Annotated in this window: 21 protein-coding genes and 3 tRNA genes; 13 read left to right on the forward strand and 11 right to left on the reverse strand. The window is 68.7% G+C overall.

Going from position 1 to position 23,502, the window contains the following annotated elements; all coding sequences use genetic code 11:
• Positions 1–51 precede the first annotated feature (51 nt).
• The gene (locus tag ACFQ91_RS08230) at positions 52–891 is read left to right on the forward strand and encodes an SDR family oxidoreductase (protein ID WP_119296360.1); all 840 of its coding nucleotides are present in this window, start codon (positions 52–54) and stop codon (positions 889–891) included.
• Positions 892–917: 26 nt separating this feature from the next.
• On the opposite strand, the gene ACFQ91_RS08235 is transcribed toward ACFQ91_RS08230, so the two are convergent.
• On the reverse strand, positions 918–2,282 hold the full coding sequence (locus tag ACFQ91_RS08235) for an isochorismate synthase MenF (protein WP_376871902.1): 1,365 nt from the start codon (positions 2,280–2,282) through the stop codon (positions 918–920).
• 149 nt (positions 2,283–2,431) lie between these two features.
• Here ACFQ91_RS08235 and ACFQ91_RS08240 point away from each other — a divergent pair, with 149 nt between their 5' ends.
• From ACFQ91_RS08240 to ACFQ91_RS08250, 3 genes are read left to right on the forward strand one after another with little or no spacing between them, the layout of a single operon-like run.
• Entirely contained in the window at positions 2,432–3,124 is a 693-nt protein-coding gene (locus tag ACFQ91_RS08240; protein WP_376904136.1) for a demethylmenaquinone methyltransferase, read from the forward strand.
• Entirely contained in the window at positions 3,121–4,422 is a 1,302-nt protein-coding gene (locus tag ACFQ91_RS08245; RefSeq protein WP_259823244.1) for a geranylgeranyl reductase family protein, read from the forward strand. Before ACFQ91_RS08240 ends, ACFQ91_RS08245 begins: the two co-directional genes overlap by 4 nt.
• 25 nt (positions 4,423–4,447) lie before the next feature.
• On the forward strand, positions 4,448–5,458 hold the full coding sequence (locus ACFQ91_RS08250) for a polyprenyl synthetase family protein (protein ID WP_376871909.1): 1,011 nt from the start codon (positions 4,448–4,450) through the stop codon (positions 5,456–5,458).
• Here ACFQ91_RS08250 and rarD read toward each other — a convergent pair whose 3' ends face one another.
• The gene (gene rarD / locus ACFQ91_RS08255) at positions 5,459–6,382 is read right to left on the reverse strand and encodes an EamA family transporter RarD (RefSeq protein WP_376871912.1); all 924 of its coding nucleotides are present in this window, start codon (positions 6,380–6,382) and stop codon (positions 5,459–5,461) included.
• 164 nt (positions 6,383–6,546) lie between these two features.
• On the opposite strand from rarD, the gene ACFQ91_RS08260 reads away from it, so the two are divergent.
• A complete protein-coding gene (locus ACFQ91_RS08260; RefSeq protein WP_376904138.1) occupies positions 6,547–7,959 on the forward strand; it encodes an FAD-dependent oxidoreductase in 1,413 nt (470 codons plus the stop codon).
• An 11-nt stretch (positions 7,960–7,970) separates the two neighbouring features.
• Positions 7,971–8,918 carry a GTP pyrophosphokinase family protein gene (locus ACFQ91_RS08265; RefSeq protein ID WP_193338737.1) on the forward strand — a complete coding sequence of 316 codons (948 nt, stop codon included), beginning with the start codon at positions 7,971–7,973 and terminating at the stop codon, positions 8,916–8,918.
• A gap of 3 nt (positions 8,919–8,921) precedes the next feature.
• Here the strand turns inward: ACFQ91_RS08265 and ACFQ91_RS08270 are convergent, their stop codons facing one another.
• Entirely contained in the window at positions 8,922–9,716 is a 795-nt protein-coding gene (locus ACFQ91_RS08270; protein ID WP_376870826.1) for an alpha/beta fold hydrolase, read from the reverse strand.
• Between the two features lie 45 nt (positions 9,717–9,761).
• Between ACFQ91_RS08270 and ACFQ91_RS08275 the strand changes: the two genes are divergently transcribed.
• The gene (locus ACFQ91_RS08275; RefSeq protein ID WP_376870829.1) at positions 9,762–10,370 is read left to right on the forward strand and encodes a TetR/AcrR family transcriptional regulator; all 609 of its coding nucleotides are present in this window, start codon (positions 9,762–9,764) and stop codon (positions 10,368–10,370) included.
• Here the strand turns inward: ACFQ91_RS08275 and metE are convergent.
• The 3 genes from metE to ACFQ91_RS08290 all read right to left on the reverse strand — a co-directional run bounded on the left by metE (position 10,352) and on the right by ACFQ91_RS08290 (position 14,501).
• The gene (gene metE / locus ACFQ91_RS08280; RefSeq protein ID WP_376870832.1) at positions 10,352–12,676 is read right to left on the reverse strand and encodes a 5-methyltetrahydropteroyltriglutamate--homocysteine S-methyltransferase; all 2,325 of its coding nucleotides are present in this window, start codon (positions 12,674–12,676) and stop codon (positions 10,352–10,354) included. The two genes, ACFQ91_RS08275 and metE, sit on opposite strands and share 19 nt — an antisense overlap.
• A gap of 38 nt (positions 12,677–12,714) precedes the next feature.
• Complete coding sequence (locus ACFQ91_RS08285) at positions 12,715–13,797, reverse strand: methylenetetrahydrofolate reductase (protein ID WP_179952582.1); 1,083 nt, start codon at positions 13,795–13,797, stop codon at positions 12,715–12,717.
• Between the two features lie 212 nt (positions 13,798–14,009).
• Positions 14,010–14,501, reverse strand: a complete 492-nt coding sequence (locus tag ACFQ91_RS08290) for a YajQ family cyclic di-GMP-binding protein (protein ID WP_376870836.1) — start codon at positions 14,499–14,501, stop codon at positions 14,010–14,012.
• A 146-nt stretch (positions 14,502–14,647) separates the two neighbouring features.
• Between ACFQ91_RS08290 and ACFQ91_RS08295 the strand changes: the two genes are divergently transcribed.
• A tRNA-Tyr gene (locus tag ACFQ91_RS08295) sits at positions 14,648–14,729 on the forward strand.
• A 116-nt stretch (positions 14,730–14,845) separates the two neighbouring features.
• The gene (locus ACFQ91_RS08300) at positions 14,846–15,370 is read left to right on the forward strand and encodes a DUF1992 domain-containing protein (protein ID WP_119296355.1); all 525 of its coding nucleotides are present in this window, start codon (positions 14,846–14,848) and stop codon (positions 15,368–15,370) included.
• Positions 15,371–15,397: 27 nt separating this feature from the next.
• On the opposite strand, the gene ACFQ91_RS08305 is transcribed toward ACFQ91_RS08300, so the two are convergent.
• Together ACFQ91_RS08305 and ACFQ91_RS08310 are read right to left on the reverse strand one after the other, a co-directional pair.
• A complete protein-coding gene (locus tag ACFQ91_RS08305; RefSeq protein WP_095376749.1) occupies positions 15,398–16,609 on the reverse strand; it encodes a M20 family metallopeptidase in 1,212 nt (403 codons plus the stop codon).
• Positions 16,606–17,778 (reverse strand): hypothetical protein, encoded by a 1,173-nt coding sequence (locus ACFQ91_RS08310; RefSeq protein WP_009379078.1) that lies wholly within the window; start codon positions 17,776–17,778, stop codon positions 16,606–16,608. Before ACFQ91_RS08310 ends, ACFQ91_RS08305 begins: the two co-directional genes overlap by 4 nt.
• 190 nt (positions 17,779–17,968) lie before the next feature.
• Here ACFQ91_RS08310 and ACFQ91_RS08315 point away from each other — a divergent pair, with 190 nt between their 5' ends.
• The 3 genes from ACFQ91_RS08315 to ACFQ91_RS08325 all read left to right on the forward strand — a co-directional run bounded on the left by ACFQ91_RS08315 (position 17,969) and on the right by ACFQ91_RS08325 (position 19,043).
• Complete coding sequence (locus tag ACFQ91_RS08315) at positions 17,969–18,769, forward strand: glycerophosphodiester phosphodiesterase (RefSeq protein ID WP_376870842.1); 801 nt, start codon at positions 17,969–17,971, stop codon at positions 18,767–18,769.
• A 92-nt stretch (positions 18,770–18,861) separates the two neighbouring features.
• Positions 18,862–18,934, forward strand: a tRNA-Thr gene (locus ACFQ91_RS08320).
• 35 nt (positions 18,935–18,969) lie between these two features.
• Positions 18,970–19,043, forward strand: a tRNA-Met gene (locus ACFQ91_RS08325).
• A gap of 56 nt (positions 19,044–19,099) precedes the next feature.
• Here ACFQ91_RS08325 and ACFQ91_RS08330 read toward each other — a convergent pair.
• The 3 genes from ACFQ91_RS08330 to ACFQ91_RS08340 all read right to left on the reverse strand — a co-directional run bounded on the left by ACFQ91_RS08330 (position 19,100) and on the right by ACFQ91_RS08340 (position 22,633).
• The gene (locus ACFQ91_RS08330) at positions 19,100–19,528 is read right to left on the reverse strand and encodes a YkvA family protein (RefSeq protein WP_095376747.1); all 429 of its coding nucleotides are present in this window, start codon (positions 19,526–19,528) and stop codon (positions 19,100–19,102) included.
• A 251-nt stretch (positions 19,529–19,779) separates the two neighbouring features.
• Positions 19,780–20,901 carry a DUF998 domain-containing protein gene (locus ACFQ91_RS08335; protein WP_119296353.1) on the reverse strand — a complete coding sequence of 374 codons (1,122 nt, stop codon included), beginning with the start codon at positions 20,899–20,901 and terminating at the stop codon, positions 19,780–19,782.
• On the reverse strand, positions 20,894–22,633 hold the full coding sequence (locus tag ACFQ91_RS08340) for a condensation domain-containing protein (protein ID WP_063249200.1): 1,740 nt from the start codon (positions 22,631–22,633) through the stop codon (positions 20,894–20,896). Before ACFQ91_RS08340 ends, ACFQ91_RS08335 begins: the two co-directional genes overlap by 8 nt.
• Before the next feature lie 53 nt (positions 22,634–22,686).
• Between ACFQ91_RS08340 and ACFQ91_RS08345 the strand changes: the two genes are divergently transcribed.
• Positions 22,687–23,490, forward strand: a complete 804-nt coding sequence (locus ACFQ91_RS08345; RefSeq protein ID WP_009379088.1) for an alpha/beta fold hydrolase — start codon at positions 22,687–22,689, stop codon at positions 23,488–23,490.
• Positions 23,491–23,502: the final 12 nt, after the last annotated feature.

Consider the following 23,502-nt stretch of genomic DNA (forward strand, 5'->3'; position numbering starts at 1 on the left):
ACACGGCTCACGTTTGCCTTCAACCGCGGTTGAAGGCATAGGCATGGAGTCATGAATGCGAATGAGAAGACCAGAGTGCTTGTCATCGGTGCCGCAGGCAACGTCGGTGGACAGGTGTGCGCACAGCTCGCAGCCGCCGGTGCGGACGTGCGGGCGGCCACCCGGCGCCCGGAGCTTGTGGAGAAGGGCAGGCACATCGAACCTGCAGCCGTAGACCTCACCGATCCCGACTCCCTTGCCCGTGCCGTCGATGATATCGACGCCGTCTTCCTCATCTGGCCGTTCTTCGATGCCGAGGAGGACGCACGGCGGAAGGTCGCTCCGATCGCGGAGATCCTCGGGAATTCAGTGCCCCGCGTCGTCTACCTCTCATCGCAGGGGGTGGAGAAGGATCGACGCAATTTCTGGTCGGTCGTCGAGGACGCGGTCGCCGACCGCGTGGGCGAGTGGACGATGCTGCGACCGACGGGGTTCGCTGCGAACGCGAGGCAGTGGATCCCGCAACTTGCGGAAGGGGATGTCGTGCGGTGGCCCTTAGGTCGGATGGCTCGTCCCCTCATCCACGAGTCAGATATCGCAGCCGTCGCCGTTGTCGCCCTCCTCCACGATGGGCACGCACGAGAGGACATCGTCATCACGGGTCCCGAGCTCATCTCGCAGGAGGCTCAGATCCACGCGATCGGTGCCGCGACCGGCAGAGACCTGCGCTGGGAGGAGCTCAGCCGGGACCAGGCGGCAGCGGAGTTCGGCCTGCCGGACATGATGCTCGACGCATGGGAGGGCTTCATCTCCGACCCCGAGCCGATCACCGACGAGGTCGGGCGACTCACCGACCGGCCGGCTCTCAGCTTCGGCGAATGGGCGCGTGAACACGCCGACGACTTCCGGTGATGGAGACCTCAGGGGCGACTGAGGCCTCAGATGAGACCGAGCGCCCGGCGCATCGGGGCGAACTTCGCCTCGGTCTCGGCCACCTCGGCGACGGGATCGGAATCGGGCATGATCCCGGCACCGGCGAAGAGTCGGATCCGGTTGCGGTCCTCGAGCTGTCCGCACCGCAGCGCGATGCCGAACTGACCGTTGCCGCGGTCGTCCATCCAGCCCACGGGACCCGAGTAGCGGCCACGATCGAGGGGTTCGAGCTCGTCGACGAGGGCCACGGCGCTCGCCTGCGGGTACCCGCCGACCGCGGCCGTCGGGTGGACGGCGGCGGCGACGTCGAGGGCGTTGAGGCCGGAGTCCTCGGGCAGGTGGCCGGTCGCGTCGGAGGCGGAGTGGATGACGTTGGCCAAGGGCAGCAGGTGGGGGCGGTCGTCGACGGAGACGTCGGCGGCCACAGACCCGAGGCTGCGCTGGAGGGAGGCGATCGCGAACGCGTGCTCGGTGCTGTCCTTGTGCGCGCTGAGCAGCTTGCGGGCCTGCGCCATCTCCGCAGTCGGATCCTCCTCGACCCGGTACGTGCCTGCGAGCACCCGGGAGGTCACGCGACCGTTCTCGACGCCGATGAGGAGTTCGGGGGTCGCGCCGATGAGGCCGGCGATGTCGAAGGTCCAGCAGCTCGGGTAGCTGCGGTTGAGCGCGCCGAGGACCGAACGGACGTCGATCTCCTCCTCGGTCGTGACGACCTCGTCGCGGGCGAGGACGACCTTGCGCAGGGTCGCATCATCGGAGGCGGGATCCACCTCGGCGGGGGAGTCGACCGGGGTGAGCATCGCCGAGACGGTGGCCACAAGGTCCGCCCACGTGTCCTCGTCGAGGTCACCGGGGGACTCGCTCGCCGAGGTGACCGGTCGCAGCGGCTCCTCCCGGAGCACCGGGGGAACCGGGGTCGCGCCCTCCGCGGCGATCGTCGTCATCCACACGCGACCGCCTCGGCGGCCGAGGACGAATTCGGGGATGTGGAGGAGGGAGTCGACCTCGGAGTCCTGGGAGTAGGTGACGGTCGCGAAGCACATCAGCCCCGACCCGAGGTGGTCGACCTCGTCTTCGATGACGGCGGCCGCGGTGATCGCCTTCCATGCCTCGGAGAGCTCGGTGAACCGGTTCCGACCGCGGGCGCGGATGCGCAGGGTCCGACCGAATCCGATGAGACCCGAGGTGTCGCGGACCCAGCAGGAGAACGCCGAGGTGGGCAGCAGCGCCAGGGTCTGCTCGACGGTCGTGGGCAGGCCGGATTCGAAGGGGAACCCGGGACCGGGGTCGACGCCGTCGACGAAGCGGGAGCGGACGGTGAGCCGGGGGGCGTCCGCGGTGATGTCGGAGGAGGAGAGCGTCGTAGTCATGGCACGCTCACTCTAACCGAGGGATCGTCAGGGAAACCTGGGGGTCCCCGCCCTGTCCGCCGGCCCCGTCGTCGGCTGTGTCGAGTCGCACACGGCCGAGTGTGACCGCGGATTCGCCCGCAGCCGCATCGTGTTGAGACAATGAGGCCATGAACCGTGCCCAGCTGGACAAGCAGCCTGCTGACGTCGCCTCGATGTTCGACGATGTCGCCTCCCGATACGACCTCACTAACGACATCCTCTCCCTCGGGCGGGCGCGGTCCTGGCGTCGCACCGTCGCCTATGCCGTGGCCGCCGGCCCCGGAGAGAAGGTCCTCGACCTCGCCGCGGGCACCGGCACGTCGTCGATGGCGTTCACCCATCACGGCGCCGAGGTGGTCGCCGGTGACATCTCCGAGGGCATGCTCGCCGAGGGCCGCAGCCGGCATCCGAAGATCGACTTCGTCTATGCCGACGCCCTCGATCTGCCCTTCGACGACGAGACCTTCGACGTCGTGACGATCTCCTTCGGCATCCGCAACGTCCACGACGTCGACCGTGCCCTTGACGAGATGCGCCGGGTCCTCAAGCCCGGGGGCCGCCTCGTCGTCTGCGAGTTCTCGACGCCGACGTTTGCGCCCTTCAGCGTCGTGTACAAGGAGTACCTCATGCGGGCCCTGCCCGCCGTCGCGACCGCCGTGTCCTCGAACCCCGAGGCCTACGTCTACCTCGCCGAGTCGATCCGCGCATGGCCCGACCAGGACGCGTTCGCCGTCCAGATCCGGGACGCCGGATTCGACCAGGTGAAGTACCGGAACCTCTCCGGCGGCATCGTCGCGGTCCACCACGCGCTCAAGCCGTGAACGAGTACGACGCCGACGTCGTCATCGTCGGGGCCGGTCCCGCCGGATCGGCGCTCGGAGCGTATCTCGCCCAGGCCGGCCATGACGTCGTCATCCTCGAGAAGTCCGGTTTCCCGCGCGACAAGATCTGCGGCGACGCGCTCACCCCGCGCGCGGTCAAGGAGGTCGGATATCTCGGTCTCGAGACTCCCGAATCCGAGGGCTGGCACCGCAATCGGGGACTGCGCCTCATCGGCGGCGGCCACCGCCTCGAGATCGACTGGCCCGACATCGACGGCACCCCGAACTACGGTCTGACCCGACCCCGGATGGGCATGGACGAAGCCTTCGCCCGGCATGCGCAGCGCAGCGGGGCCAGACTCTTCGAACAGGTCAAAGCGCTGAGTCCCGACATCGGCGAGGACGGCTGGGTCCGCGGAGTCCATGCCACCGGCACCGACCACCGGGGCCGCCGGGTCGGCCCCGACGCGCACTTCCGCGCCCCGATCGTCGTCGCCGCCGATGGCGTCTCCTCCCGTCTCGCCGTGGCCATGGGTCTGGAGAAGCGCGACGACCGCCCGATGGGGGTGGCCGTGCGCGCCTACCATTCCTCGCCGAGGCATGCCGACGAGTACATCGAGAGCTGGGTCGAGATGCGCTCGACGAACCCGGCCGGCGAGTCCGAGGTGCTGCCCGGCTACGGCTGGCTCTTCCCCATGGGCGACGGGACGATCAACATCGGCGCCGGCCTCCTCGACTCCTCACCCCAGTTCGGCTCCGTCGACCTGCGGGCCGTGATGCGGGAGTGGATCGCCGACATGGGCGAGGAGTGGGGGATCGACGCGTCGACGGAGATCGGTCCGATCAAGTCCGCGGCACTGCCGATGGCGTTCAACCGCACCCCGCACTTCCATCGCGGCCTCCTCCTCATCGGCGACTCCGGGGGCATGGTCAACCCGTTCAACGGTGAGGGCATCGACTACGCCCTCGAGTCCGCTCGCCTGGCCGCCGAGGTGATCTCCACCTACGCCCGGTATCCGGAGTCGATCATGCGGGAGAGGCTCGCCGAATACCCTGCGCTCGTCGGGGATTCGCTCGGGCGTTACTTCACCCTGGGCCGAGTATTCTCTGCGATCATCGGCCACCCGTCGCTGATGCACTTCGGAATCAAGTACGGTATGGGTGTTGATGTTGTGATGGAGTTCGTCGTCCGACTGCTGGCGAACCTCTACCGCGACCCCACGATGTCCGAGGCCGATCTCATCGATCGGGTGATCGCAGGACTCACCCGGATCGTCCCGGCCACGAGCAATGCCTGACCCAGTGACTATGAATGACGAGGACATGAGCCACCTAGCCTCCCCGGTGACGTTCATCGGTGCCGACGCCCAGCTCGCGGCCGACATCTCGACTCAGCTCGAAACCGTCGAACGCCGCCTCTACGAGGTCACGGATCAGACCAGGAAGCTTCCCGACACCGCGTCGAAGCACCTGCTCGCCGCCGGTGGGAAACGGGCCCGTCCGAATCTCGTGCTGCTCACCGCCCGCCTCGGCGAACCTCACTGCGACGAGGTCATCGAGGCAGCGGTCGCCGTCGAGCTCATCCACCTCGCCTCCCTCTACCACGACGACGTCATGGACGACGCTCCCGTGCGCCGGGGCGCACCCGCCGCTCACGAGGTGTGGGGCAACTCCGTGGCCATCCTCACCGGGGATCTCCTCTTCTCGAAGGCCTCGCTCGTCACCGCGGGCCTCGGTCCGGAGGCTGTGAAGATCGAGTCGGAGACGTTCGAGCGCCTCGTTCTCGGCCAGCTCGCCGAGTTCGCCGGGCCCACTCCCGATGAGGATCCGATCGGGCACTACATCGACGTCCTCGCCGACAAGACGGGGTCGCTCATCGCCGCCTCGGCGCAGTTCGGGGCGATGTTCTCCGGCGCCGATCCGGCGCTCGTCGATCCCGTACGGATCTTCGGTGAGCGCGTCGGTGTGGCCTTCCAGCTCGCCGATGACATCATCGACCTCACGACGACGGGCAGCCAGTCCGGGAAGACCCCGGGCACCGACCTGCGCGAACGCGTGCCCACTCTGCCCGTGCTCTACGTCCGTGCCGCAGCTGCCGATGGGGACGCCGAGGCGGCTCGGGTCGTCGAACTCCTCGACGCCGACCTCAGCTCGGATGCCGCCCTCGAGAAGGCACGGGCCGCGCTGGCCGCGCATCCGGTCACCGAGGCCGCCCGCGCCGAGGCGGTGCGCTGGGCGGAATCGGCGAAGGAGGCTCTCGCGCCGCTGCCGGAGGGCATCGTCAAGGAGTCCCTGTTCGAGTTCGCCGATTCCGTGGTCTCGCGCTCGCGCTGATCACTCCGACGTCAGCGGCCTTCGGCTGTGGCGGACCATGTCCATGCACAGGAGGATGACGGCGATCCAGATGATGAGGAACCCGATCCACCGGGTCGTCGACATCGCCTCGCCGAGGACGGTGACGCCGATGATGAACTGGAGCGTCGGCGCGATGTATTGGAGCATCCCGATCCACGACAGGGGAATCCGCCTGGCGGCAGCGCCGAAGAGGATGAGCGGAATGGCCGTCACCGGTCCAGTCGCGAGGACGATGATGACGTGGAGCGGACCGAACCCGGTGAACGTCTGCGCCCCCTGCGAGCCCAGCCAAGCCAGCCAGGCGAGGCTGGGCACCGCGAGGATCGCGGTCTCGACCGTCATCCCCTCGAGCGCCCCGACCTTCGCGCCGACCTTGTTCTTCACCAGCCCGTAGAACCCGAATGAGAGCGCCACGGAGAACGCGAGGTAGGGGAAGCGGCCGAGCCCGAGGCCGACGACGATGACGGCGACGAGACCGAAGCCCACGGCAGCCCACTGCAGGGGCCGCAGCCGCTCACCCAGGAAGACGACGCCGAGGCCGATCGAGATGAGCGGGTTGAGGTAGTAGCCGAGCGAGATCTCGACGAGGTGGCCGGTGTCGATGCCGTAGATGAACGTCGTCCAGTTGATTGCGATGAGCACGGCCGCCAGGGCGAGCAGCCAGAACGTCCGACCTGACCGCACGACCTGCCAGGTGCGCGCGAAGCCGCGGGCGAATACGAGGAGAATCGTGCAGAACACGAGCGCCCAGATCACGCGGTGCGCGACGAGTTCGAGAGCGCCGGTCGGTGCCGCCGCGGCGAAGAGCAGGGGGAGGAGACCCCAGAGCAGGTAGGCGGACGTTCCGTAGATGAGGCCGAGGCGACGGAACGCGCTCTCGTCAGGGGCGGCAACAGTGTTCACAAGGAGAGTCTAGGGTTCTCCCAGCAAACTGTGGGAGTGGTCTGCCACGCGGGACGCAGAGCGCTCATTGGGACTGACGGGCCGGTGCGAGTTTCGTCACGTCTGTGTTAGGGATACCTACATCGGCGATAGAATTGACCTCGATTGTCTAGAGAGGTGTGAGAATGACCCGTCCTTTCCGTGTGGCTATTGTCGGTGCCGGTCCCGCTGGGATCTATGCGGCTGATCTGTTGACGAAGGCCGAGCGTGATTTCGAGGTCAGCATCGATCTCTTCGAGCGACTCCCCACCCCGTTCGGTCTGGTCCGCTACGGAGTGGCTCCGGATCATCCGCGGATCAAGGGCATCATCAACGCCCTGATCAAAGTCCTCGACCGGGGAGACATCCGCCTGTTCTCCAACGTCGACTACGGCACCGACATCACCTTGGACGAACTCACCGACCGATATGATGCGGTGATCTTCTCCACCGGGTGCATCACGGATGCGCCTCTGAACATTCCCGGCGTCGACCTTGAGGGCTCGTTCGGGGCGGCGGACTTCGTCAACTGGTACGACTCGCACCCGGATGTCTCCCAGTCCTGGCCGCTCGAGGCCGAGTCCGTGGCGGTGATCGGGAATGGGAATGTGGCCTTGGATGTGGCCCGGGTGCTGGCGAAGCAGGCCGATGACATGCATGTCACGGAGATCCCGGATCATGTGTATGAGGGTCTGAAGTCTTCGAAGGTCACCGACGTCCATGTCTTCGGGCGCAGGGGCCCCGCGCAGGCGAAGTTCACCCCGCTCGAGCTGCGGGAGCTCGGGCATGTGCCGGATGTCGACATCATCGTCTATCCGGAGGACTTCGAGTTCGATGAGGGGTCGATGGAGGCGATCGAGTCATCGAATCAGGTCAAGCAGGTGGCGAAGACGCTGACGGATTTCACGCTGCGTGAACCGACCGGTGCGAGCAGGCGTCTGCATCTGCATTTCCTCCATGCCCCGACCGAGATCCTCGGCGATGGGAAGGTCGAAGGTCTGCGCACGGAGCGTCAGGAGCTCGACGGGACGGGCAACGTCCGCGGCACGGGCGAGTTCGTGGATTGGCCGGTTCAGGCGGTCTACCGCGCCGTCGGCTATGCCGGCTCAGCACTGCCGCAGCTGCCCTTCGATCCCCGCCGCGGGGTGATCCCGAACCATGAGGGTCGCGTCGTCGACGCCGTGGATCAGAGTGAGGCGGCCGAGTCCGATGTCGTCGCCGGCGTCTACAGCACCGGGTGGATCAAGCGGGGCCCGGTCGGCCTGATCGGTCACACGAAGGGCGATGCCCTCGAGACGATCACCCACATCCTCGCCGACCGCGCCGCCGGTGTGCTGGCCGAGCCGGTCGCTCCCGCCGAGGACTCGATCGTCGAACTGCTGGAGTCCAAGGGCGTCGAGTTCGTCGACTGGCAGGGCTACCACCGCCTCGATGCCGCCGAACGGGCCGCCGGAGCGCTCGAGGGCCGTGAACGGGTGAAGATCGCCACCCGTGAGGGGATGCTCGCCGCCGCCCGCGACCACGCCGCAACCGCCTCGGCGCCGGTCTCCGGTCACTGAACCCTGCCCGCATGACCGCCGATTCCGACCTCCGTCGACACGTCGATGCCGCCTACGCCCAGCGGTACGACGTGTGGGAGGCGACGGCGACGCGGATCAAGGCCTGGCTCAAGGAGCAGCAGCGGGGCCTGCTCAAGGACAAGGACATCTCCCGCCTCGACGTCGACGGTCACCGGATCAAGGATCCGGCACGGACCCTGGCCAAGCTCGCTGAGAAGGTCGCCGCCGAACCGGACATCACGGTCACCTCGGCGGAAGACGTCGAGGACCAGATCAGGGACATCGTCGGCGTCAAGGTCCTCTGCAAATCCCCGCGTGATCAGAAGATGATGTTCGACTCCCTGCGGGACCCCGAACAGCTGGGGTCGTTCGTCCTCATCGAGGAGAAGAACTACGTCGACCGGCCCAAGCCCAGCGGCTACCGGGCCTGCCATGTGACGCTGCGCATCCCCGGCGATCACGGCGAGCCGGTTTTCGCCGAGATCCAGGTGAAGACCCGACTCCAGGACGCGTGGGGCGAGCTCACGCATGAGGACATGTACAAGCCCGGCGCGGCGATGAAGCCCAGTGAGCTCCACGGCGAGTTCGCCCGCGCGATGGCGAATATGCTCGCCACCGTCGACGAGATGGCCGACACCCTGGCCGTTGAACTCTCGGCCCTGACGAATCCCGAACCGGAGCCGGACCTCATCGCCGCAGTCGTCGAGCGTGCGGCCATCGATGTCCGCGTCCGCGCGACCGGACCGAAGTACGCCCTCGCCGTCGATGCCGCCGGCCGCCAGGGACTGATCCCCGCATTCGCCGTCCGGGAGCTCAGCGGTGAGAAGGGCACGATCAAGGTCAGCGACTTCGTCGCCGTCGACGATCGCCTCCGCGCCACCGTCGAAGAGGACTCCAAGGGCCTCTACTACATCCCCATCGCCCTCGCCGGGGACACCGGAGAATCCCAGGCCGGCTGAGGCTCAGGCGAGCCGGTCGACGAGGGCAGCGAGCCCGTCCGGGTCCTCGAGATGGGCCATGTGCCCCTGACCGGGCAGGGTATGGACTCGAGAACGCGGCGTGCGGGCAAGCACATCGTCCACCGTCGTCCCGTAGGGTGCCTCGCCGAGGTTGTCCCCGCCGACGATGACATCGATCCTCTCGGCCCGCTGGGCGAATTCCTCCGGCGCTGGGGCGGTGCCGATGGCGAGGACTTCGGGGTAGAGGGGGCGAGCAAGGGTGCGGAGTCTCTCCCATGCGCGAGGATCAGCGCGCAGTCGGGTGATGTGCTCATCGTCGAATCCCGAGATGTCGCGGTTGACGATCTCGACGGATGCATCCCAGTCGGCGGCAGCGTGGGCGCGCTCGAGTGACGGCAGGGCAGGGGCACCGAACGGTGCCATCACGGGCTCGTAGGCGATGAGGTGGTCGAGGCTGCGCTCGTTCGCGCTGTGGAGGGCGACGAGTCCGCCGAAGCTCCACGCGAAGACCTGCCGGGCCCCGAACTCATCGAGGACCGCGTGGAGGTCGGCCACCTCGGCGGCGATCGAATGCGGCGAGGGCAGAGGCGTCGACGGCGGTCGCCCGCGACGATTGATCACCGCGACGACCGGCCACGACCGCAGCGCCGCGGCGAACCTCCGCCACGCATGGGAATCGCTCATCACCCCGGGGAGGACGACGAGCGTCCTCGCCGACGCCCGTGTGTGGGGCCGATCGGCGTAGACGTCGACGACGATGCGTCCGCCGTCAGGCAGCCGCATCTCTTTCTGAATCATCTGCTCCATAAATTGATTATGAAGCATCTGCTCTAGAATTCAAGGATGATCCGCGGACGGCCACCTGAATTCGACCGAGAGCACGCACTGCTCGAGGCTGCCCGCCTGTTCTGGCGGCGCGGCTACAGCGGAACGTCGACGCGGGCCCTGACCGCGGCGATCGGGATCTCAAGCTCGAGCCTCTACTCGGCGTTCGGCAGCAAGGCGGGTCTCTTCGCCGAGGCGGTGGAGGTCTACGCGGACCGGTACGCCGAGATCTACCGCAGCGCCGTCGCTGCCGATTCCATCGGCGAGGCCGTCGACGAGCTGCTGCGCGAGTCGGTCATCGAATTCACCCAGGACCCCGCGGAGCATCCGGGGTGCATGGTCACCAGTGCGATCATGACGGATTCGGCCGAGACCATCGAGGCTGCCGGGCACATCGCCGCCATGCAGGAAGAGGGCGCGCGTCTGCTCGAAGAGCGATTCGCCCGGGGGCTGGCTGCCGGAGAGCTCGTCGCCGGCTCCTCCCCGACAGCGCTGGCCGACGCCGTCCAAGCCGTCTGGCACGGGCTCTCAGCCCAGTCGAACCAGGGAGTGGGCCGCGACCGGCTGCTGGCAGCTGCCGGAACCGCGACCCACGCCCTGAAACAGACCTACACGGCAGTCGGCTGAGCCGCACCGATCCTCGCCAGCGCCGCATCCCGGGCGGTGACGAGGTTCGCCAGGGCCGCCTCGACCTCGGCGTAGCCACGGGTCTTGAGTCCGCAGTCGGGATTGATCCACAGGCGGCTCGCATCGACGCTCTGCAGGGCCGAGTCGACGAGTTCGGTGAGCTCCGCGACGCCCGGCACCCGCGGCGAGTGGATGTCATAGACGCCCGGACCGATGCCGCGGTCGAAGTCCGCCTCGGAGATGTCGGCGAGCACCTCCATCCGGGACCGTGCCGCCTCGATGCTCGTGACATCGGCGTCGAGGGCGTCGATCGCCTCGATGATCTCTCCGAACTCCGAATAGCACAGGTGCGTGTGGATCTGCGTCGCCAGTGCCGCGTTCGCCGCGACGAGGCGGAACGCCCGCACGGACCAGTCGAGGTAGGCGGGCCGGTCGACGCGGCGCAGCGGGAGGAGCTCGCGCAGCGCGGGTTCGTCGATCTGGATGATCCCGATTCCCGCCTCCTCGAGGTCGGCGACCTCGTCGGCGAGTGCCAGGGCGATCTGATCGGCGGACTCGGCGAGGCTGATGTCCTCCCGGGCGAACGACCACGCGAGGATCGTCACCGGGCCGGTGAGCATGCCCTTGACCGGGAGTTCGGTGCGCGAGGCGGCATACGTCGACCAGCCGACGGTGATCGGGGTGGGACGCGAGACGTCGCCGTAGAGGATCGGCGGCCGGACGCACCGGGATCCGTACGACTGGACCCAGCCGTTCTCCGTCGTCGCGAAGCCGTCGAGGTGCTCGGCGAAGTACTGGACCATGTCGTTGCGCTCGGGTTCGCCGTGGACGACGACATCGAGGCCGATGCCCTCCTGGAGGGCGACGACGCGGTCGATCTCGGCGCGCATGATCGCCTCGTACCCGGCGTCGTCGATCCGTCCGGCACGATGGTCGGCGCGGGCACGCCGGACCTCACGCGTCTGCGGGAACGACCCGATCGTCGTCGTCGGCAGCACCGGCAGGTCGAGGCTCGCCTGCGCGGCGAGCCGGTCGGCGAACGCACCGCGCCTGCCGTCGTGGTCACGCAGCTCCGCGGTGCGGTCTGCCACCACAGGGTTGTGCACCGTCGTCGATTCGGCCCTCGTGCGCTGCGCCCGGTCGGCGCGGGCGAACGCACTCTCACGGCTCTGCCTTCCCTCGGACAGCGCCGCGGCCAGGGCCTCGACCTCGGTGACCTTCTCCTCGGCGAAGGAGAGCCAGGTCGCGACATCGACGGGCAGGGCGGGTTCGTCGGCGACGGTGTGGGGGACATGGAGCAGCGACGTCGACGTCGACACGCTCACCTCGGACTGCGGCAGCGACCGCAGGGTCTCCAGGCTCGCCGTGAGGTCGTTCGCCCACACATTGCGGCCGTCGACGATGCCGGCGACGAGGCGCACGGACGATGGGACCGCCTCGGCGAGGCGATCGACGTACCCGGGATCGAGCGTTCGGACGGCCGGGGAGAGGTCGACTCCGAGCGCCCCGATCCCGGAGTCCGCCAGCGCGGGCAGGCCCGCCCGCAGTGAACCGTACGGGGCGGTGACGAGGAGCCGGGAGTGGGGGAGGGCCGAGGTCAGCGTCGCATAGGTCCGGGCGGCCGCCTCGGCGAGCTCTTCATCGGAGTACTCCCCGGAGTCGGTGACGAGGGCGGGTTCGTCGAGCTGGATCCACTCGACGCCGGCGGCGGAGAGGATGCTGAGGACGTCGAGGTAGACCGCGGTGAGCTCGTCGAGGCGCTCGAGCGGCGAGGTCGCCGTCCCGGGCGCCGTCTTCGCCAGGGTGAGGAGGGTGACGGGACCGGCGAGGACGGGCCGGACGCGGTGCCCGGCGGTCCGCGCCTCGGAGACGAGGGTGAGCAGGTGCTGGGGGTGGGCCTTGAACGTCGTCGCATCCTCGAGCTCGGGCACGAGGTAGTGGTAGTTCGTGTCGAACCACTTCGTCATCTCCAGCGGGGAGCGGTCGGCCGTGCCGCGGGCCAGGGCGAAGTACTCGCCGAGGTCGAAGTCCGTCCCCAGCGTCGCCGAGGGGATGAGCCCGACGGTGAGCGCGGAGTCGAGGACGTGGTCGTAGTGGCTGTGGGTCGCGGGGATCGCGTAGTCCTCGGTGAGGCCGAGTTCGCGCAGCCGGTGGTAGGTCTGCACCCGCAGGGAGCGGGTCGTCTGTGCGAACTCGCCGGTGTCGATGCGCCCGGCCCAGAGGGATTCGAGGGCGGTCTTGAGTTCGCGGCGGCGTCCGATGCGCGGGTAGCCGGTGATCGTGGCGGCAGGGAACGGGGTGGTCATGTCTCTCCTTCGGTGGTGGTGACGTGGTTGTGCGGCGGTCAGGACGGGTGCGGGGCGGACGCGGGCACCGGGGCGGGTGCCGAGTCGAGGCGGATGCCCAGGCGGTCGAGCATCTCGAGGAGGTCGAGCGTGGTCGCCCGGTCGTTGAACGTGTAGATGTGGAGTCCGTCGGCGCCGCCGGCGAGGATCGCGGCGATGTGCTCGGCGGTCATCTCGAGGCCGATGCGGCGAGCGGTCGCGGGATCCGCCGCGCCGTCGAAGCGGCGGAGCAGGTCATCGGGCACGGGCAGACCGGAGAGGCGGCTCATCGTGTGCAGTCGTCGCGGATCGGTGACGGGGAGGACGCCGGGGATGAGGGGGATCGTGATCCCCGCGAGTTCCGCCCGGCGCCGCAGGTCCGCGTACGCGTGCGGGTCGAAGAAGAGCTGGGTGATGGCGAAATCTGCGCCGAGGCGCTGCTTGGCCGCGAGCACGTCGAGGTCCTCGTCGGGACCGGAGGATTCGGGATGCCCGGACGGGTACGCGGCGACCCCGATCCCGAGCCGTCCCGCAGCGAGCCGGGCGGTGTTCGCGGATTCGATCTCGCGCAGCAGGTGGACGAGGGCGTCGGCGTGGGGGAGATGGCCGTCGGGCACCGCGGTCGCACCGTCGGGGAAGTCCCCGCGGATCGCGAGGAATCCGCGCACCCCGACGCCGAGGAGGTGGTGGATCCACCTGGTCAGCTCGGCGCGGGTGCCCGCGGTGCAGGCGAGATGGGCAAGCGGGCGCAGGTGCGTGGTGGCAGTGACGAGGCGGATGAAGTCGGCGGTGCCGTGCAGCCAGCCGCTCTTCGCCGAGCTCGTCACCGCGAGATAGTCGGGTGCGAGGGTGTCGAGTTCGGCGAGCAGCGCGGGCAGGGTCGCCGCCTGGGCCTGTGAGCGGGGAGGGATGACTTCGAAGGAGAGCGCTAGCCGGCGCGGGCGCTCGGCGTCGAGGTCGGTCTCGAGGGCGTTCTCCGGCGCCGAGGCGGATGTGCGCAGCCGTGGCCTGCCGGTGAGCGAGGGACCGATCGGGGGTCGCTGGGCGACGTCCCGGAAGGTCGAATCGAGTGTGGGGTCGGCGTAGGTGAGTGTCGTTGACATGCCGTCATCGTGCCAAGCCCCTCGCCGAGGCGGTGGGGAAGCCGATGATCGGTGTCACGGTCCGACACACACCGGTCGCAGTCGGTCGCGGAAGGTCACGGGACGACGGATTCCGTCATCTGCCGCGTCGACCGCTGTGGGCCGGATATACGGCAGCGCCCGGCTCGACGAGGGCGAGCCGGGCGCTGTGGGGTGTCGGTGGTGTCGGTGGTTCAGCGGTAGTTGGTGAATTGGAGGTCGACGTCGAGGTCCTTGCCCTTGAGGAGGGCGATGACCTCCTGGAGGTCGTCGCGCTTCTTCGAGCTCACGCGCAGTTCGTCCCCCTGGATCTGGGCCTTGACGCCCTTGGGGCCCTCGTCGCGAATGATCTTCGAGATCTTCTTCGCCTCGTCCTTGTCGATGCCCTCCTTGAGGGAGGCGTCGATGCGGTACTCCTTGCCCGAGGGGTAGGGGTCGCCGTCGTCGAGGGACTTGAGCGAGATGCCGCGCTTGACGAGCTTGGACTGGAAGACGTCGAGGATCGCCTTGACGCGGTCCTCGCTGTTGGCCTTCATGAGCACGGCTTCACCGCTCCACGCGATCGAGGCGTCGGTGCCGCGGAAGTCGTAGCGGGAGCCGACCTCCTTCGCAGCCTGGTTGAGGGCGTTGTCGGCCTCCTGTCGATCGGCCTTGCTGACGATATCGAATGACGATTCGCTGGCCATGGGCGCTCCTTTGTCATAGATTGCGATGCCGGTCTGTTCTGCGCAGAAGTCTAGTCGAGTGATCCCGCTGTGACCTGCGTCAACCGAGTTGGCAATCGCGTCACGGGCCTAGTATTCTTCTTGAGTGCTCTTCGAGCTCGCACTGCGGCAGATTGCCCGAGCGGCCAAAGGGAGCTGACTGTAAATCAGCCGGCATTGCCTTCGCAGGTTCGAATCCTGCATCTGCCACGCAGAACCACAGGGCCCGATGCTCAGCGGAAACGCTGAGCATCGGGCCCTGTGACGTTGTCACACCGCTGTGCAGCCCCTACCGTGGAAGGACGAGAGCCTGCGGGGGTGGGAGCATGGAGAAGAAGGAACCGCCTCGGCGGATCAATTCACTCTCCGATCGCACCGAGATCGTCGAATCCGCCCTCGACCGCGCGATCAAGCGCGGCGACTTCGACGACCTGCCCGGCATGGGCAAGCCGCTGCGCGGCCTCCACAACTCCGAGGATCCCGACTGGTGGATCAAGCAGAAGCTCGATTCCGAGGACATCAGCGGTGTCGCTCCGGCAGCCTTCCAACTGCGCAAGGAGAACGCCGTCCTCGAGGACACGCTCGATGAGTTCGCTCGCGAATCCGATGTCCGCGCCTACCTCGCCGGGTTCAACGCCCGCGTCCGGGAGGCGATCATGGACCTGCGCGGCGGACCTCCCGTGTTCACCCCGCCCCGTGACATCGACGCCGAGGTGATCGCCTGGCGTGCGCGCCGCGTCGCCGCCCGTGAGGCAGCGGAAGGAGCCGGTGAGCAACCCGGTGATGCGAAGCCGGCACCCGACTCTGCCGCCAAGACGCGGTGGTGGCACCGCTGGCGCCGACGGCGCTGACGCCGGTCTCGGGGAGGGCGCTCGAGGTCAGGAGCGAGCAGCGGCGACGAGGCGCCGGGCCGCGAGATGAGCGAGCACGACGGCCTGCTCGGCGAGGACGGAGTCGTCGAAGACGACGAACGGCGAATGGTTGTCGCCCTGCCGCTCCTCGGGCACGTCGCTGCGCTTCGCCCCGATCATCATGTACGTGCCCGGCACCTGGTCGAGGACGAAGGAGAAGTCCTCGCTCGGCATGATCGGATGCGCGAGCACCTCGACCCGTTCGGGCCCGAGCAGGTCCCGCAGCTCGTCGAGCACCCACGCGGTCTCAGCGTCGTCATTGACCGTCACCGGGTACTGGACCTCGAACTCCACCTCGGCGGTGCATCCATGGGCTGCGGCGATGCCTTCGGCAAGCTGCCGCGACCGGTCCCGCACGGTGGCCAGGGACTCCTCGGACAGGGTGCGCACGGTCGCCCCGAGCGACGCCTCGGCGGGGATGACGTTGACGGCCTCGCCGGCGCTCAGCTGGGTCACGCTCAACGCGATCGGGTCGAAGACGTCGATCCGGCGACTGACCATGGTCTGCAGGGCGGTGACGATCTCGGCGAGGGCGGGCACCGGATCGACCGCGCTCGTCGGCTGTGACCCATGTCCGCCGCGCCCGCGGACGGTGATGCGCAGGACGTTCGACCCGGCCTGCAGGGTTCCCGGCCTCGTCGAGACGATCCCGCGCTCGCCGACGTGGACGTGGACTCCGAATGCGGCGACGGCCCGGGATCCGGCGGCGTCGAGGACGCCCTCGTCGATCATCACCGAGGCCCCGTCGTACCCCTCCTCGCCGGGCTGGAACATGAAGACGACGTCGCCGGCCAGCTCTGCCCGTCGGGCCGCGAGCAGGCGCATCGCCCCGACGAGGCCGGCGGTGTGGAGGTCGTGCCCGCACGCGTGCATGTTCCCGTTCGTCGCCGCGAACGGCTCGTCGGTGGCCTCGGCGACGGGCAGGGCATCCATGTCACCGCGGAGCAGGACCGCGGGCGCCTGCGCCGGACGCTCGGGGTGGGTGCCGCGCAGCACCGCGACCACCGAGGTGGCGCCCTCCCCCGTCGTCACCTCGACGTCGAGACCGGCGATCGCGTCGAGCACAGCCGCCTGGGTGCGGGGCAGGTCGAGGCCGACCTCGGGGTGGGCATGGAGGTCGCGACGCAGGGTCTGGAGGTCGGGGAGGAGGTCGGCCGCCTCGGCGAGGAGATCGCTCACAGCAGGGAGACGAGGATGCTGGCGATGACGACGGACCCGGCGCTCACCGAGGTGAATCCGCCGACGAGCATCGGCGGGAGCATGACGTTGAGGAGGGCTTCCTTCTCGTCGTCGTCACGGGCGATCGACCGGGCGACCTCGTTGGTGAGCAGGTAGTCGGCGGGGAAGCCGTACATCGCGGTCAGGGCCACCGACATGCCCAGCGGGGCCTTCCATCGGAGCAGCTTCGTGGCGATGAACCCGCCGATGACGATGCCCGCGCCGCCGACGATGAGGATCGCGATCGTCGGGAGGAACGCGCGGATGACGTCGTCGACGGAGGCGGCGACGAGTGGGGCCATGACGATCGCGATGACACCGGCCATGGCGATGCCGAAGGAATTCGAGCGCTCCATCGCCTTGTCGGGGGAGAGCCCGATCGCGGTGGCGAGGATGCCGAGGATGAGCGCGAGGATCGAGGACGGGATGTGGGTGGGGATCGCGAGCAGGGTCGCGACCGTGCCGCCGACGAGGACGAGGAAGAGCATGAAGAGCTGATTGTCGACGAGGTAGCCCGGGAGGGTGACGAGCTTCTTCTTCGCCGCCGCCTGAGCCTCCTCCTCGTGGTGGGCGAGGGCGAGTTCGTGGAGTTCGCCGCTGTCGCGCAGCTTCGTCGCGTACCGGCGCAGGAGGAAGTTCGTCAGCGGCATCGACGGCAGCGACTGGAGCATGAGGACGAGGGCGGGGAGGACGATGATCGACGAGGCGGCGCCCGCCGCGGTCAGTCCCTCGGTGGTGAGGCTGGTGGCGACGATGCCGCCGGCGAGCGGACCCGAACCGGCGACGAAGGTCTCGAACCCGAAGAGCGGAGCGACGACGGCGAGGATGAGGAGGACGGCGACGAGCATGCCGGAGACCGCGATGATCACCGAGCGCCACTGCTTGAGCATGATCCGCAGCGGGATGAGCGTGCCCATGTGGAAGAGCAGCGGGGCGACGAGGATCGTGTAGATCTGGACGAGCATCGAGTCGTCGACGACGGACTCCGGGACGATGCCGAGCTTCGCGAAGATGAAGACGCCGAGCATCGCGACGAGGAGGCTCGGGATGCGCGCCTTCGACCAGATGGAGACCAACTCGCCGAGAGCGATGAAGGCGAGGAGGATGGTGGCGGCGAAGATAGCCTCCATGACGGACCTTTCGACAGGCTGCGATGGAACGAGTCGCCGGCGACAGCAGGGCGTGTGAAGCAACTCACTGCACCGTAGGCTACTCCGCCGTTTCGCCCCATCAGACGTAGTCGTCCACGATGCGAGACCTGCGAAGGGTGCGCCTGAGGGGCTGGGCGGATTCGTCCGGACAGGGAATTAGGGTGGAGGCATGAGCTTTCTCCAGTTCCTGCGCGAGCGGGGCATCGCCGAGCGTCCCGGGTCGGGAACCCGGCCGCTCGTCATCGCCCACCGCGGCTATTCGGCAGTGGCCCCTGAGAACAGCCTCGCGGCCGTCGATGCCGCGCGAGCGCTCGGCGTCGACTTCATCGAGGTCGACGCGTCGACGAGTGCCGACGGGGTGCCGGTGATCATCCATGACCCCGACCTCGACCGGACGACGAACCGCAAGGGCCCCGTCGTCAGCCTCACCGCCGAGGAGCTCTCCTTCGTCGATGCGGGTTCGTGGATGGGGCCCGGGTTCACCGGTGTGCGGGTGCCGACTCTGGCCGCGGTCATGCGCGACATCCAGCATCGCGGGGGCGAGCTCCTCCTCGAGCTCAAGGGGGAGTGGTCGCCGGGCGCCGTCGCGCGGATCTCCGAACTCGTCGTCGAGACCGGAACGGCCGATCGCATGGTCGTCCAGGCCTTCAACACCGACACGCTCGCCACCTGCCGGGACCTGCTGCCCATGGTCACCCGGTTCCTGTTGCGGATGGTGCCCCGGCCGGAGGACATCGCCACGGCGCGCAACCTCGGCGCGGTGGCGATCAACCCGCCGTACCGGGGATTCTCGCTGCGGAAGTCCGTCGTCGCCGAGATCAGGGACAACGGCCTCGGCGTGTTCGTATGGACGGTCGATGAGATGAACGAATGGCGCGAACTCCTCGACGCCCAGGTCGACGGCATCATCACAAACCATCCGGGACGGCTCCAGGGCTTCCTCGCCGGGCGCTTCGACCCGGTGAAGTAGACCGGTGGGGACGGCGGACGACGGTCTGTGAGTGAGGTCACCGGGAGCGGATTTGCCCCGGTCGCGCTCAGCCGTGTAAATTCTTACCTGTTGCCCCGATAGCTCAGTCGGCAGAGCATCTCCATGGTAAGGAGAAGGTCAAGGGTTCGATTCCCTTTCGGGGCTCTCGTGCCGCGTGAAAACGCGACGCATGCGATCGAGGCGCGGTAGCTCAGCTGGTTAGAGCGCACGACTCATAATCGTGAGGTCGGGAGATCGAGCCTCCCCCGCGCTACTCGATAGGCCCCTCGCCTGGTGTTCCATCAGGGAGGGGCCTTTTTCGCGCGCGTGTCACCTTCGGTTGCGCCGCGCCGCACCGGTCAGTGTCAGCAGGCTCTGCAGTCCCGCCTCGGTGCCGGGCCAGTGCCGCTCGACGCTTTCGAGACCGGCATGGCCGATCGCCCACCGGAGGACGAGGGCGATCGCGACGGCATCGTCGGCGTAGCCGAGGACGGGGATGAAGTCCGGGACGAGATCGATCGGCAGCGCGAGGTAGACGAGCAGGCCGCCGAGCATCCAGCGTGTTCCCCGAGGTGTCCGCGGGTCCGTCGCCAAGCGTTTGACCAGGCGCAGCACGTCGGGGACGAGGCGGACGATCTCCTTCCAGTCGACCGACCGACCCATGCGGCGCGACTGGACCCAGAGGACGGCGATGAGGGCGACCCAGAGGAGGAGCAGACCGGCGACGATCGAGAGGACGATGACGAGCCAGTCGGGCATGGAGCACTCCAGTTCTCAAGGACAGGATCCGAGGGAGATTGTAGACCGGAGAGCGCATCCGGGTGAGATGAGTCCGTTTCGAGGGGAGTCGTCGGTTCGCGATCCGAGCGATCGGGACCAGACGAGTCGGTTTCCGCCGGATCGGTCGGGTCGCGACCCGATGCATCCGGCGGAAAGTGAATCGAAGCCGTGGCCGTAGGTCCCGCGGGCAGGCGGAGCGTTGCCGGCGGGCGGACTGTCACCGGTGGCGGTCAGCCGGTGGCCGGCTCCTCCGCATACGCCTGGGTCGTGCGGGCGAGGAGGAAGAGCCACGCGAAGAGCACGCCGGCTGCCATGGTCTCCATCCCGGTGAGGTTGTAGTAGCCCAGGGGCACCCAGAGGAGGATGGCTGCGGCGACGGCGGCGACGACCACGAACGAGGTGGCGGTGAAGTCCTTCGGCAGACCGGGCGCGAGTCGGAGCAGCGTGAGGAAGAAGGCGAGGAAGGAGACGACCATGCCCGCCCCGGCGCTGACGTGGACGGGGAAGTTCACCGCGTCGGGGACCGAGCCGACGACGATCATGCAGATGCCGATGGCAGCGAATTCCCAGGTGAGGATCGTGATGCGGCGAGGGTCGCGGATGCCGCGGTGGCGCAGCCCCAGGGCGATGTCGTGCCCGATGTGGTTGGCGAGCGTGGTGAGCAGGAGGCCGGCGATCTGCAGCGAGATGTTGAACTGGTACCCGTTGATTCCCGTGTCGTTGCCCAGACGGGAAAAGTGGAACTGCCACCACGTGGCCTCCGGGGACTGGATCATACTCGCCAGTGTGCCGAGGAACAGATCGGCGACGACGAGGCCCACGACGACGACACTCGTCACCCCGTCGGCGATGATCACCGCGAAATAGGCGCACGCCGCCGCGGCCGCCCCGGCGAGTGCGGCGCCGCCGAGCGGATCGACCGTGAGCCCGCGGAAACCGAGCTGGAAGATCTGGAAGACGGCGTGGACGATGATGCTCGCCACCATCGCCACCGCTGAGATCAGGGCGATGAGGTCGATGATGCGCTTGACCCATGGCAGCCTCCGCCGCCATGCGAGATCGGGCCGTCTGCTGCTGCGCAGATACGAGAGGGCGAACCCGAGCCCGGACGCGACGGAGGCGGGCCACGCCGCGAGGGCTCCGAGCGAGTCGGCCCCGCCGAGCGGCAGCCGTTGTCCGGCCATGACGAGGACGACGACGATCGCGGTGAGGACGAAGGCGACGACTGCGAAGCGAGTGGCCAGCGATTCGAGGCGGGTCTGCGGTGACCTCAGCGTCAGCGGTGCCTCACCCCGGCCGCGACCCGTGGTGAGAAGCCGGGGACCGCCTCGGCGGGGTGCGGACTCAGCCATCGGAGTCGTCACTCAGACGAAGGACGAAACGACCCTGTTCCGGGGTGTAGCCGAGGTCGGTGACGAGTTCGCGGTCGACCTCGGTCGTCATCTGGGTGAGGTCCGCGCCGCGGTTGATCCCCTGCTCGTGGACCCACCGGAGCATCGCCGCTCCGATGTCGGAGGTGATCGCGCGGAAGCCGGCGACCTCGAGGCGCAGCGTCCCGCCCTGGGAGAACCCGGGAACGAAGGTGAGCTCCATCGTCCCGACCACCGCACCGGATGCGTCCCGGACGACGGCGAGGTAGTGCGAGCGGTCCCGGGTGATCGCCGCGTGGAGGCGGTCGCGCACCTCCGTGCTCGGCATCTCCTCGCCGAGGAGGTCGAGGATCGCGGGGACATCGGCGCGCTTCGCTCGCGAGACCCGGAACTGCTCACCGTCGACGTCGAGGACATCGCCGACCGAGTGGGCGGCGATGTCCTGCATCCGTGCGACGAGGGCGTCGAGCCACCCGCCGACGTTCGCCCGTGCCTCCTCGGTGTCGGGATACCGGCAGCGCAGGTGCAGACCGTTCTCGTCGAGGATGAACCACAGCATCACCCCGTCAGTGCGGATCGTCGCCCCGACGTACTGGGCATCGAGCCCCGTCGAGTCGATCCGCACCGGAAGCCTGCGCAGGTCGAGCCACGAGATCGCGAACATCCCCGGGGCCTCGGGCATGCCGCCCCACGGGGCGAGCACCTCGGCGAGGGGATGCGAACCGAGTTCGATGGCCTCGCGCACCGACCGGGAAGTCGCCTGCGGGGCGGGATCGGTGACTTCGAGGACGGAGTTCGTGATGAACCAGCCGACGGCGTCGTTCCACTTCTCCTCGAAGCGGCTGTGGACGGGGAAGACCGCGCGCAGCGGGGCACCGCTGACCGTGCGGGTGACCTCCGCCATCGCCGAGAGCGCCAGGGTGAGCGTCGAGACGCCGTCGGCTCGCGCCTGCGCGGAGAACGCGGCCGAGGAGTGGACGTCGAAGACATCGCGGACCTCGACGCGTTCGAGGTGGGCGGCGGCCTCACCGAGGGGGAGGGGGAAGCGCGGCATGAACCCATCACCGGCTTCGAGGATCTCCCGCCACCGCCTGCTCACCTCGGGCGGCGGGGGACCGGGCTCGGACAGGGCAGCCGTGTGCTCGGCGAACTCGGGGGCGGCGTCGAGGGCCGGGGCGACACCGGAGGAGATCGCGGCCAGCGCCGAGAGGAGGTCGCGGGCGATGACGAGCATCGACCACATGTCGACGTGGGCGTGGTCGGCGCCGATGATCACCGTCGATCCGGCAGCGGTCTCGAGGACGCAGAGACGATGGGACGGGCGGGCGAAGGGGGTGCACGCCTCATCGAGGACCTCGCGCAGGGCGTCGTTGACGGCCTGGCCCTGGGCGATGGGGTGCTCGCGCCAGCGACCGGAGAGGAGCGCGATCTCGCCGAGGGCGAGCTCACCGGATTCGTCGGTGGAGAAGGCCGACCGCAGCGTGCCGTGGCGTTCCATCACCGCCCACCACGCGGACGCGAGGTCGTCGCGGTCGACGTCGCCGGGCAGCTGCAGGGACAGCGCCATCCACGAGCCGGGTCTCGACCCCGCTGAGACGTGGCGGCGCTGGTCGAACGAGATCGGCAGCCGGCGTTCGGGGGGGCCCGCCTCGACGTCGTAGCCGTAGAGACGGCCGAAGGGCAGCCGCAGGTGAGACACGTTGGTCAGACGCATGCCGCTACTCTAACGTGAGAGGCACCGCAGTGGGCCGACAGCCGGGAGGGCACGTGATTCATCGTCTCGATGGTGCTGACATCGCCGCGGAGCTCTCCGATGAAGGCGGCGCCCCCGTCGTCCAGCTCCACGGACTCACCTCATCCCGGGCGCGCGACAGGGTGCTTCAGCTCGATCTCGGGGTGGGGCTGAGCGGAACCCGGCTGCTGCGCTACGACGCCCGCGGACACGGACTCTCGACGGGCCGGCCGGTCGCCGAGGACTACCGGTGGCCGAGCCTGGCCGAAGACCTTCTCGCCCTCCTCGACATCCACTTCCCCGGGGAGCGGGTCCACGGCGTCGGACCCTCGATGGGCGCTGCCACCCTCCTCCACGCTCTCCTCCTCGACCCCGACCGCTTCTCGGGACTCACCCTCGTCGTGCCCCCGACTGCATGGGAGACGCGTCCGGCCAAGGCCGAGGTCTATCGGCAGGCCGCGGATCTCATCGAGGGCGGCGGCTTCGATGAGTACCTCGCCGCCAGTGCCCTCACTCCGCAGCCGCCGACGCTCGCCGACGCGCCGAGCACCCGACCTGAGGTGCCGCTGCCGCTCCTTCCCGCGGTCCTGCGCGGTGCCGCCGGCAGCGACCTGCCCGATCCCGCACGACTCGAGGGGCACGCGATTCCAACGCGGATCCTCGCGTGGGTCGACGACCCCTCCCATCCGCTGGCGACCGCACAGGGCCTGCATGCGCTGCTGCCCGAGTCCCGGCTCACCGTCGCCCAGACCCCGACCGACCTCGTCTCCTGGCCGCAGATCCTCGCCGAGGAGGTCGCGCGCCACGGGGTCTGGCCCGCTGGTTCCTCACCCGCCTAGACTCGGACCCAG

Origin of the sequence: Brevibacterium sp. NPDC056726 (assembly GCF_042790515.1) — a bacterium.
In the GTDB taxonomy this organism is placed as follows: Bacteria; Actinomycetota; Actinomycetes; order Actinomycetales; family Brevibacteriaceae; genus Brevibacterium; species Brevibacterium sanguinis.